Annotated in this window: 9 protein-coding genes; all 9 read left to right on the forward strand. The window is 68.7% G+C overall.

Annotated elements, in window-relative coordinates; all coding sequences use genetic code 11:
• Positions 1–76: 76 nt before the first annotated feature.
• Positions 77–1,072: an N-carbamoyl-D-amino-acid hydrolase gene (locus CAL29_RS22225; protein ID WP_094855164.1), complete on the forward strand. Its 996-nt coding sequence runs from the start codon at positions 77–79 to the stop codon at positions 1,070–1,072.
• A 10-nt stretch (positions 1,073–1,082) separates the two neighbouring features.
• Complete coding sequence (locus CAL29_RS22230; RefSeq protein ID WP_256977670.1) at positions 1,083–2,117, forward strand: threonine ammonia-lyase; 1,035 nt, start codon at positions 1,083–1,085, stop codon at positions 2,115–2,117.
• A gap of 142 nt (positions 2,118–2,259) precedes the next feature.
• Positions 2,260–3,249: a Bug family tripartite tricarboxylate transporter substrate binding protein gene (locus tag CAL29_RS22235; RefSeq protein ID WP_256977671.1), complete on the forward strand. Its 990-nt coding sequence runs from the start codon at positions 2,260–2,262 to the stop codon at positions 3,247–3,249.
• Positions 3,250–3,431: 182 nt separating this feature from the next.
• A complete protein-coding gene (locus CAL29_RS22240; protein WP_094855165.1) occupies positions 3,432–4,904 on the forward strand; it encodes an N-acyl-D-amino-acid deacylase family protein in 1,473 nt (490 codons plus the stop codon).
• A 98-nt stretch (positions 4,905–5,002) separates the two neighbouring features.
• Positions 5,003–6,247, forward strand: coding sequence for a putative Na+/H+ antiporter (locus tag CAL29_RS22245; protein WP_094855166.1), 1,245 nt, complete (start codon positions 5,003–5,005; stop codon positions 6,245–6,247).
• Positions 6,248–6,409: 162 nt separating this feature from the next.
• Positions 6,410–7,996 carry an aldehyde dehydrogenase (NADP(+)) gene (locus CAL29_RS22250; protein ID WP_094855167.1) on the forward strand — a complete coding sequence of 529 codons (1,587 nt, stop codon included), beginning with the start codon at positions 6,410–6,412 and terminating at the stop codon, positions 7,994–7,996.
• A 268-nt stretch (positions 7,997–8,264) separates the two neighbouring features.
• Positions 8,265–9,179 (forward strand): 5-dehydro-4-deoxyglucarate dehydratase, encoded by a 915-nt coding sequence (kdgD, locus tag CAL29_RS22255; RefSeq protein ID WP_094855168.1) that lies wholly within the window; start codon positions 8,265–8,267, stop codon positions 9,177–9,179.
• Positions 9,180–9,471: 292 nt separating this feature from the next.
• Positions 9,472–10,203 carry a FadR/GntR family transcriptional regulator gene (locus tag CAL29_RS22260; protein ID WP_094855169.1) on the forward strand — a complete coding sequence of 244 codons (732 nt, stop codon included), beginning with the start codon at positions 9,472–9,474 and terminating at the stop codon, positions 10,201–10,203.
• 345 nt (positions 10,204–10,548) lie between these two features.
• The gene (locus CAL29_RS22265) at positions 10,549–11,565 is read left to right on the forward strand and encodes an amino acid ABC transporter substrate-binding protein (RefSeq protein ID WP_094855170.1); all 1,017 of its coding nucleotides are present in this window, start codon (positions 10,549–10,551) and stop codon (positions 11,563–11,565) included.
• The last annotated feature ends 186 nt before the right edge of the window (positions 11,566–11,751 follow it).

Here is an 11,751-nt window from a genome sequence, read left to right on the forward strand (position 1 = left end):
CCGGCCGGCCCCATGCTTCAGCGCAACAACGCCACGAACGTCGCAAACGTCACGAAGCCCTCAGGAGCCCCCTCCCATGTCCCGCACTATCACCGTCGCCGCCGCCCAGCTCGGTCCCATCCAGAAAGCGGAGGGCCGGGAGGTCGCCGTGGGGCGCATGCTGCGCCTGCTGGACCGCGCCCACCAGCGCGGCGCCGAAGTCGTGGTGTTCCCTGAACTGGCGCTGACCACCTTCTTTCCGCGCTGGTACACGGAAAACCTGGACGACGCCGACCACTGGTACGAACAGACCCTGCCGTCCCCGCAGACCCAGCCGCTGTTCGACGCCATCCGCCGCTACGGCCTGACCATCTACCTGGGCTACGCGGAAATCGCCCATGAAGCCGACGAACAGGGCGTGCAGCGCAAGCGCCGCTTCAACACGGCCGTCATCATCGCGCCCAACGGCGAAGTCATCCTGAAGTACCGCAAGGTGCACCTGCCGGGCCACGCCGAATTCGCGACGCATCGCAAGGTGCAGCATCTGGAAAAGCGCTACTTCGAAGTCGGCAACCTGGGCTTCCCGGTGGTCCGCGCCCCGGTCGGCAAGGCCGGCGTGGAAGTGAACATGGGCATGCTGATCTGCAACGACCGCCGCTGGCCGGAAGCCTGGCGCGTGCTCGGCCTGCAGCAGGTCGAGCTGGTCCTGCTGGGCTACAACACGCCGGCGATGAACCAGGACAACCGCGGCTTCGAGGCCCACCACCTGCGCGTGCTCCATTCGCAGCTTTCCATCCAGTCGGGGTGCTACCAGAACGCCTGCTTCGGCGTGGCGGTGGCCAAGGCCGGCAAGGAAGACGGCTTCGAACTGTTCGGCCACTCCATCATCGTCAACCCGCAGGGCGAGATCATCGCCATGGCGACGACGTGGGACGACGAACTGATCGTGGCGGACTGCAACCTGGACATGTGCGAGCTGGGACGCACCACCGTTTTCAATTTCGAGAAGCACCGCCGCCCCGAGGCGTACAGCCGAATCACCGAACAGACCGGCAGCGTCGCGCCGCCGTCGTGGACGCCCACGAAAGCCTGAGAAACCGACCATGAACCTGACGTCCCTCCCCGCCACCATCGAGCATGAAATGCTGGGCACCCTGCGCGTGCCCGGCCACGAAGACGTACTGGCCGCCGCCGAGCGGATCGCGCCCTACGTGCGCCGCACCCCGTTGCTGCGTTCGCCCAAGCTGGACGAACTGGCGGGCGCGCCCGTCTGGCTGAAGCTGGAAAACCTGCAGGTCACCGGCTCCTTCAAGGCGCGCGGCGCCTTCAACGCCCTGCTCAACCTGCCGGCCGACCGGCGCGCCCTGGGCGTGGTGGCCTATTCGACCGGCAACCATGGCCAGGCCGTGGCCTGGGCCGCCCGCACCCTGGGCATCCCGGCCACCATCGTCATGCCGGTGGACGCCCCCGCCAATAAAGTGGAAAAGGCGCGCCGCCACGGCGCCCAGGTGGTGCAGTACGACCGCACGCGCGAGAGCCGCGAGACCATAGGCATGCGCCTGCTGGAAGAAACCGGCGCCACGCTGGTGCCGCCGGGCGACCACCCCGACGTGCTGGCCGCGCAAGGCACGCTGGCGCTGGAAGCCTTGCGCGACCTGCCGCCCGCCGCCCTGGAGAATCTCGGCCTTTTCGCCACCCCCTGCGGCGGCGGCGGCATGGCCGCCGGCTGCGCGCTGGCGTTGCAGGCCCTGGCTCCGCGCGCCCGCCTGGTGGCGGCCGAGCCGGCCGGCTACGACGACACCGTGCGCTCGCTGGCAAGCGGGCAGCGCGTGTCGAACACCCCCGGCGCGCAAACACTGTGCGATGCGCTGATGGCCAGCATTCCGGCCGAGCTTCCCTACGCGATCAACGCGCGCCGCCTGGATGGCGCGGTCGCCGTGACCGACGCGGAAGTCGAAACCGCCATCCGTTTCGCGCTGGAAGAACTGCGCGTGGTGGTCGAACCGGGCGGCGCGGTCGCGCTGGCGGCGCTGCTGGCCGGCCACATCGCCACGCAGGGCAAGGACAGCGTGATCGTCCTGTCGGGCGGCAACATCGACCTGCCGCTGTTGACCCGCATCGCGCAGGGCGGCGATTGAATTTATCCGTAAAGCAGCACCCGTAAAGCAATACCCATCGAAGCAATACCCGTCGAAACAGTCCCCATGTCGTCCCAGGCGCGCACCCCGCGGGGAGCGCGCCGCTCAAAACTTCTATAACAGTCCAAGGAAGGAATCCGTTATGTCGCCCTCGTTCATGCGCCGCGCCGCGCGCCTGTTCACCATCGGTTGCGTCGCCGCCGCGGCCTCGCTGCCCCTCGCCGCGCACGCCGCATACCCCGACCGTCCCGTCACCATCGTCGTGCCCTTCAACACCGGCACCACGCCGGACATCGTCACCCGCCTGCTGGCCTCGGTCATCAGCAAGGACACCGGCGGCAATTTCGTCGTGCAGAACAAGGTGGGCGCCTCGGGCATCATCGGCACCCAGTACGTCGCCTCCCAGCCGGCCGACGGCTATACGCTGGCCTTCGCCAACGTCGCCACGCTGGCGATCAACCAGTCGCTGTACTCCAAGCTGCCTTACGATGCCGACAAGCAATTGGCGCCCGTCGCGCTGACGGGTTCGGTGCAGAACGTCCTGGCCGTGCGTCCCAGCCTGGGCGTGAAGACGGTCGCCGACCTGATCGCGCTGGGCAAGAAAGAACCCGGCAAGCTGGTCTTTTCCTCCGGCGGCAACGGCACCACGGGCCACCTGAGCGCCGCGATGTTCGGCACCATGGCCGGCGTCAAGATGATGCACGTGCCCTACAAGGGCGGCGTCGAGGCCGACCTCGCCGTGCTGCGCGGCGAGGCCGACCTGGTGTTCGACAATATCTCCTCGATCGCCACCTTCATGGACCAGGGCAAGGTGATCCCGCTGGCCGTGACCGGCGCGGCGCGCGACCCGCTGCTGCCCAACCTGCCGACGCTGGACGAACTGGGCCTGAAGGGCTACCGTGCAGTGGCGTGGACCGGCTACGTCGCGCCCGCGGGCACCGATCCCAAGATCCTCGACTGGTTGAACGCCGCCATCAACAAGGCGCTGGCCGAACCCGAAGTCCAGGAGAAGCTGAAGACGCTCGCCTACGTGCCGACGATGAAGCCGCGCCAGGCGCTGTTCGACCTCGCCCATGAAGAACGCCCCGTCTGGGCTAAGGTCATCAAGGACGCCGACGTCCACATCGACTAGGGAAAGCCCACCCCCTACCGCGCTGCGCGCGGCCCCCTCAAGGGGGCGGCGTTGGCGGACCGGCAAAGCCGGCTCCGCTACGCCCTGGATGAGTACCGAGGCTTGCGCCCGGCTTTCTTTTTTTGGGGGGCTGCAGCGGCGTTAGCCGCGCGGCGCGGACCACTTACTTTTACTGGATAGCCATGCCTGACACTGCCCAGCCTCACTACGACATTCTCATCCGCGGCGGCACGCTCGTCGACGGCACCGGCGCGCCCCGCCGCGCCGCCGACCTCGCCATCCGCGGCCAGCGCATCGTCGCCGTCGGGGACCTGGCGGCGGCCGGCGCGGACCTGGTGATCGACGCCACCGGAAAAGTCGTGGCCCCCGGCTTCATCGATTCCCACACGCACGACGACCGCTATCTGATCGTCGACCCGGCGATGCCGGCCAAGCTGAGCCAGGGCGTCACCACCGTCGTCACCGGCAACTGCGGCCTGAGCCAGGCGCCCTGGATCCCCGGCAAGCGCACGGAGGTGCCGGCGCCGATCAACCTGCTGAGCACCGACGCCGCCGACTTTCCGTTCGCCACCTTCCGCGCCTACCTGGAAAACCTGGAGCGCCATCCGGCGGCGGTCAACGCCGCCTGCCTGGTCGGCCACACCTCGCTGCGCGCGGCCGCCATGGACGACCTGGACCGGCCGGCCAACGACGCCGAAATCGCCCACATGCAGGACCTCCTGCGCGAAGCCATGCAGGCCGGCGCCATCGGCCTGTCCACGGGCACGGCCTACCCCACCGCCATGCCGGCCACCACCGAGGAATTGATGGGCGTGGCCCAGGTGCTGCGCGAATACGGCGGCATCTACGCCAGCCACATCCGCGACGAGGCCGACCATATCTTCGCGGCGCTGGACGAGGCCTTCGCGGTCGGCGCCGCCGGGCAGGCGCCGGTGCTGGTGTCGCACCACAAGCTGATCGGCCCGAAGAACCACGGCCGCTCGGTGCAGACCCTGGCCCACATCGCCTCGGCCGCCGAACGCCAGCCCGTGCGGCTGGACGCCTATCCCTACGTCGCCGGCTCGACCATCCTGCGCAAGGACCGCCTGGCCGTATCCAGCCGCGTCATCGTCACCAAGTCGGCGCCGCTGCCGCAGTATGCCGGCTGGGACCTGGACAAGATCGCCGAGGACATGGGCGTGACGCCCGAGGAGGCGGTCGACGCCTTGCAGCCGGCCGGCGCCATCTACTTCATCATGGACGAGCGCGACGTCGAACGCATCCTGGCCTATCCCGGCACCATGATCGGTTCCGACGGCATGCCGCACGACCCCGCGCCGCATCCTCGCCTGTGGGGCACCTTCCCGCGCGTGCTGGGCTACTACTGCCGTGAAATGCAGCTTTTTACGCTGGAAGAAGCCGTGCACAAGATGACCGGCATGACGGCCGGCTACTTCGGCCTGCCCGGGCGCGGCGTGCTCAAGCCGGACAACTACGCCGACGTCGTGGTCTTCGACCCCGCGACGATCGCCGACACCGCCACCTGGTCGTCGCCGACGCGGCAGGCCCAGGGCATAGACTGCGTGCTGGTCAACGGCTCGATGGCCTGGCATGACGGAAAGAGCACGGGCTCGCGCACCGGCGCGGTGGTGCGGCCGCGGTCCGCGGACTGGTAAACTCCCTGACCGCCCGCTGATACGATTCCGTACCCGGCTGCAAGACCATCGCGCCCTGGATCGTCGGCAAGAGAAAAGGGAATGACCGAGTGCCGACGATGAATTACATCGCGGCCGCGCTGTTCGCGGCCGCATTGCTTCACACCTTCTGCGCGCCGCTGTTTCTCAAGGCGGCGCATAAAAGCCCCCGCCATAGCGGCCTGCTGCACCTGCTCGGCGAAGTGGAAGTGGTCTTCGGTTTCTGGGCCGCCATCCTGCTGGTGGCCATGGCCGTCGTGGGCGGCGGCGAAGGCGCCCTGCGCTATGCGGAAACGCGCAACTACGGCGAGCCGGCCTTCGTCTTCGTGGTGATGGTCATCGCCGCGTCGCTGCCCGTGCTGACGGCGGTGATGCGCGGCGTGGAAACCATCGCCCGCTGGCTGCCGGTGCCCACGGCCACGGCGAAAGCCTGGCTGTGCCTGAGCGTCGTGCCCCTGGCGGGCTCCCTGATCACCGAACCGGCGGCCATGACCATCGCGGCGCTGATGCTGGCCCCGCAGGTCTTCCACCGCGAGATGCCGGAACGGCTCAAGTACGCGGCGCTGGGCGCGCTGTTCGTCAATATCTCCATCGGCGGCACGCTGACCTCGTATGCCGCGCCGCCGGTGCTCATCGTCGCCCATACCTGGGGCTGGGATTCGGCCTTCATGCTGCAGCACTTCGGCTGGAAAGCCGCGCTGGCCGTCGTCATCAACGGCACGCTGACGACGCTGCTGCTGCGCGGCCACCTGCGCCCGACCGATACGCTGGACGGCAACGGCAAGGCCTCGCAGGTGTCCGTCACGGCCATCGTCGTGCACCTGCTTTTCCTGGTGGCCGTGGTGGTCATGGCCCATCACCCCATCATCTTCCTGGGGCTGTTCCTATTCTTCATCGGCTACACCCAGGCCTACCAGGCAAGCCAGGACCGCCTCATCATCCGCGAAGCGTTGCTGGTCGGTTTCTTCCTGGCCGGCCTGGTGGTGCTGGGCGGCATGCAGCAATGGTGGCTGCAGCCCATCGTCAGCGCGCTCGAACCCAAGGTTCTGTTCTTCGGCACGGCGGCGCTGACGGCGATCACCGACAACGCCGCCCTGACCTACCTGGGCTCGCTGATCGAAGGCATATCCGACCAGGCCAAGTACATGCTGGTGGCCGGCGCCGTGGCCGGCGGCGGCCTCACCGTCATCGCCAATGCCCCCAACCCCGCCGGCGTTTCCCTGCTGCGCGGCAACTTCCACGACGGCGCGGTCGGCATGGGCGGCCTGTTCCTGGGCGCGCTCCTGCCCACCTGCGTCGCCTGCGCCGCGCTGTTCCTGCTTTGACGAAGGATCGCACGGCGGCGCGCCTTTGTTGTACGATGACATACGAGGCAGCTTTGCCTCGCCGTGCAATGGCCTCCGCCTAGCGGCCAGGCCTTGCCCCGCCCCTTCCCCATTCCCCCTCGCGCCGGCCGACGCCGGCGCGCGCTTATCTCGGAGATACGCATGAACCTCACCGGATCCATGTTGATCGGCGCCTCGGCCGTGCGCGGCACGGGCCGCGATCTGCACGCCATCGACCCGGCCCGCGGCGTCAAGCTGGAGCCCGCCTTCCCCGCGGGCACGCGCGACGACGTGGCGCGCGCCGCCTCGCTGGCGCAGGCCGCCTTCGACGTCTACCGCAACGTCCCGCTGGAAACCCGCGCCCGCTTTCTCGAGACCATCGCCGAGAACATCATGGCGCTGGGCGACGCGCTGATCGAGCGCACCCACCTGGAAACCGGCCTGCCGCTGGCCCGCCTGCAGGGCGAACGCGCCCGCACCGTCGGCCAGTTGCGCCTGTTCGCGCGCGTGGTGCGCGACGGCTATTTCCTCGACGCCACCATCGATCCCGCCCAGCCGGAGCGCCAGCCGCTGCCGCGCGTGGACCTGCGCCTGGCCAATGTCCCGCTGGGCCCGGTCGTGGTCTTCGGCGCCAGCAACTTCCCGCTGGCCTTCTCGGTCGCCGGCGGCGATACGGCCTCCGCGTTCGCCGCGGGCTGCCCGGTCATCGTCAAGGCGCACAACGCCCACCCCGGCACCGCCGAGATGGTCGGCCGCGCCATCCAGCAGGCCGTGGCCGCGCATGGCTTGCCCGAAGGCACGTTCTCCCTGCTGTTCGGCGCCGGCAACGAAATCGGCACGGCGCTGGCCGAGCATCCGGCGGTCAAGGCCATCGGCTTCACCGGTTCGCGCCGCGGCGGCCTGGCCCTGCTGGCCGCCGCCAATGCGCGTCCCGAGCCGATCCCGGTCTATGCCGAGATGTCCAGCATCAACCCCGTCTTCCTGCTGCCCGCCGCGCTGTCGGCGCGCGCCGAATCCATCGCCCAGGGCTTCGTCGACTCGCTAGTGATGGGCGTCGGCCAGTTCTGCACCAACCCGGGCCTGGTGATCGGCGTCGAAGGCCCGGACCTCGAACGCTTCCGCCAGGCCGCCGCCAAGGCGGTGGAGGCCAAGGGCGCGGCCACCATGCTCACGCCCGGCATCTTCTCGGCCTACGCCGATGGCGAAGCCGCGCTGGCCGGCAACGCATGCGTGAAGACGCTGGGCCGCGGCGGCGCGTCCGACCCGGCCGCCAGCGCCGCCGGTCCGGTGGTGTTCGGCACCGATGCCGACCGCTTCCTGGCCCACCGCGAGCTGGAAGCGGAAGTCTTCGGTCCGGCCTCCCTGGTCGTGGCGTGCAAGGACCAGGCGCAGGTCCGGGCGGTGGCCGAACACCTGGAAGGCCAATTGACGGCCACGCTGTTCCTGGACGCCGCCGACGAGGCCGACGCCCGCGCCCTGCTGCCGGTGCTGGAACGCAAGGCCGGCCGCATCCTGGCCAACGGCTATCCCACCGGCGTGGAAGTCAGCCATGCCATGGTCCACGGCGGCCCTTTCCCCGCCACCTCCAACGCGGCGACCACCTCGGTTGGCGCCACCGCCATCCGCCGCTTCCTGCGCCCGGTCTGCTACCAGAACCTGCCCGACGCGCTGCTGCCCGACTGGGTGAAGGAAGCCAATCCGCTGGGCCTGACCCGGCTGGTCGACGGCAAGCTGACCCCGGCCGCATGATCGCGTTCCGGCGCGATCCGCCGCGCCGGCCGGCGTCCATTTCCCGCAACGGAAACGGGCGCCCGGCCTGGACGGGCGGATTCGGCAGTTCCTTTCCGTGCGAGTATGTTGTACGATGACATACATCAATGACCTCGCACGGCATTGACGGCGGCCGCCGCCGCACCGGAAGGCCCAAGGCCCCTCCCGTCCGGCCAGCGCCCGCTACGCTGTATACCCCGCTTTACTTCATCATCGCTTCCCTTTCCACTGCCAGACGGATTCCATCATGACCACGCCGCAGGAACTGAAAACCATCGTCTCGGACGGCCTGCTGTCCTTCCCGGTCACCGACTTCGACAAGAACGGTGACTTCAACGCCAAGTCGTATGCCGCCCGCCTGGAATGGCTGGCGCCCTACGGCGCGACGGCCCTGTTCGCCGCCGGCGGCACGGGCGAGTTCTTCTCGCTGGCGCCGCAGGAATATTCGGACGTGATCCGCACCGCCGTGCAGACCTGCAAGGGCAAGGTGCCCATCCTGGCCGGCGCCGGCGGCCCCACCCGCACCGCCATCCAGTACGCGCAGGAAGCCGAGCGCCAGGGCGCCAAGGGCGTGCTGCTGCTGCCGCACTACCTGACCGAAGCCTCGCAGGAAGGCATCGCCGCGCACGTCGAGCAGGTCTGCAAATCGGTGAAGATCGGCGTCATCGTCTACAACCGCGCCAACTCGCGCCTGGGCGCCGCCCAGTTGCAACGCCTGGCCGACAACTGCCCCAACCTGATCGGTTTCAAGGACGGCGTCGGCGACATCGAGGCCATGGTGACCATCCGCCGCAAGATGGGCGACCGCTTCTCCTACCTGGGCGGCCTGCCCACCGCCGAAGTCTATGCCGCCGCCTACCGCGCGCTGGGCGTGCCGGTCTACTCGTCGGCCGTCTTCAACTTCATCCCGAAAACGGCGATGGACTTCTACAAGGCCCTCTCCAGCGGCGACGACGCGACCTGCAACAAGCTGCTGGACGAGTTCTTCCTGCCCTACCTCGACATCCGCAACCGCAAGGCCGGCTATGCCGTCAGCATCGTCAAGGCCGGCGCCAAGCTGGTCGGCCATGACGCGGGCCCCGTGCGCGCGCCGCTGACCGACCTGACCGGCGAGGAAGAGGAAATGCTCGGCGCCCTGATCAAGAAGCTGGGTCCGCAGTAAGCCGCCCGGCGCCGGGCCCGCGACGATCGCGCGGACCCGGCGGGCAGGCGCGGCGGCGGCCGTCCCTTTTCGGAAACGCCGTCCGTCGCGCTCGCCAGCCAGGACCGCAAGGCCGTCCCACGGGACGGCCTTGTTTCGTTTGCGTCATCCCTGCGGGTAGACCTGTATGTTGTCATACAGTACCTGGCGTTATCATCCTCTCCGTACACGCCCCGCGGGCCGCCGCGCCCGCATCCCTTCCCGCTCACGCATCCCCGGCGCCATGCCTTGCGGCGCCCTGGAAACATCGCCCATGGAAAAACCCTCCCGCGCGCGCTCACGCCTGACGGACGTCGTCATCGAGGCGCTGAGCAAGCGACTCGATGACCGCACCTACCGGTCGGGGGACAAGCTGCCCTCCGAGCACGCGCTCTGCGAGGAATTCCAGGTCAGCCGCACCGTCGTGCGCGAAGCCGTGGCCTCCCTGCGCCTGAGCGGCCAGTTGGTGAGCAAGCCGGGGATCGGCGTGTTCGTGACGGAAGACCGCGAACGCCCCATCGACTTCGCGGTCGAGCCGGCGGGCGCCGACCCGCGCTGGGCGCTGCACATCATGGAATTGCGGGCCGGGCTGGAGATCGAGGCCTGTGGACTGGCGGCGGAGCGCCGTTCCGCCGCCGACCTCAGCGCCATCGTCGAGGCCTTCGACGCCTTCAACCGCGCCTCGCGCGACCGGGAGGCCGCCGTCAAGGCCGACTACGCCTTCCACCTGGCCATCGCGCGCGCGTCCAACAACCCGCACTTTCCCGCGCTGCTGCAAGCCGCCGTGGGAGACGTGATACAGGACCTGAACATCAAGCACGGCGGCAAGACGCCGGCGGAACTGGAAGCCTACGAGGCACGCAACGCGGTCGAGCACGAGGCCATCCTGACGGCCATCATGCGGCGCGATCCCGGGGCCGCGCGCGCCGCCATGTCGCGCCACCTGGGCGACAGCATCGCCCGCTATCGCAAGCTGCTGTCGCAGCCGGCCGACCGGCGCGCCTGATCCGCGCGCCCCGCACGCCGGCTTCGGTGGCCGGAATTGGGATGCGGCCTCCGCATTCCCCGGCGCGGCGGGCCGCCGGCATCCGGCCCGGCATCGTCTCGCGGAACACCGAAAGACCACCCAAAGGACACCGCCCGTTCAGCCAGAATTCGGGTAATTCCTTATTACATACTTGTATGATGGCAGCCATCATATGAATGATGAGAGGCGCCCTGCGGCCTCTTCCCCTCCGCACGGGCAAGGGAGGGACGCGCCGAAGCCACGGGCCGCCTTTGCCCCTTCCCCGGCGCAATCACCCGTCATACAACCCAGCCGTATCCCCATTCCCCTCTGGAGACCCATTCCATGCGTAAGTTTCTGAGCACCGCCCTGGCGGCGGGCTTGCTGTGCGTCGCGGGCGCCGCCCATGCCGGCACGACCTTCGACAACGTGAAGAAGAAAGGCTTCGTGCAATGCGGTTTCGCCGGCATCCCGGGCTTTTCGGTGCTCGACAGCAAAGGGGAATGGACCGGCCTGGACGTGGACATGTGCCGCGCCGTCGCCGCGGCGATGTTCGGCGACGCCTCCAAGGTCAAGGGCAACGTGCTGACCGCGCAGGCCAAGTTCACCGCCCTGCAGTCCGGCGAAATCGACATGCTGTCGCGCAACACCACGCTCACCCTGGCGCGCGACACCACGCTGGGCCTGATCGGCGTCGGCGTGAACTTCTACGACGCGCAAGGCGTGCTGGTGCGCAAGTCGCTGGGCGCCAAGAGCGTCAAGGACCTGGACGGCGCCACCATCTGCGTGCAGCCCGGCACCACCACCGAGCTGAACCTGGCCGACTATTTCCGCGCCCGCAATCTCACCTTCAAGCCGCTCCTGGTCGAGAACTACGACGAGAACTTCCGCCTGCTGGAATCGGGCCGTTGCGACGCCTACACCAACGACAAGTCCAACACCGCCGCCAACATGCGCACCCGCCTGGCCAAGCCCGACGAGTGGGAGATCCTGCCGGAAAACCTGTCCAAGGAACCGCTGGGTCCGATGGTGCGCCAGGGGGACGAGCAATGGTTCAACCTCGTGCGCTGGACGCTGAACGTCATGCTCGAAGCCGAGGAGTACGGCATCACCTCGAAGAACGTCGACGAGATGCTCAAGAGCACCAACCCCAACGTCCAGCGCATCCTGGGCGTGACGCCGGGCATGGGCAAGAACCTGGGCGTGGACGACAAGTGGGCCTACAACATCATCAAACAGGTCGGCAACTACGGCGAAAGCTATGACCGCGCGATGGGCAAGGACAGCCCCCTGAAGCTGGAGCGCGGCCTGAACCGCCTGTGGACCGAGGGCGGCATCATGTACGGCTGGCCGGTGCGCTGACCCGGCCGGGAGCCGGGCCGACGGCGCGCGCCGGACGCAAGAAGCGGGCGCAGACGCGCCGCGGCGCGCCCGGAAAAAACGGCCGAATACTGCTGACCATGGCCGCCCCGCGGGCGGCCATTTTCTTGCGTCCGGCGCACAAGAACGCGCGCCACGGCGGTTATCATCATTCGACGATCAACCGGA

The organism is Bordetella genomosp. 10 (genome assembly GCF_002261225.1).
In the GTDB taxonomy this organism is placed as follows: Bacteria; Pseudomonadota; Gammaproteobacteria; order Burkholderiales; family Burkholderiaceae_B; genus Bordetella_C.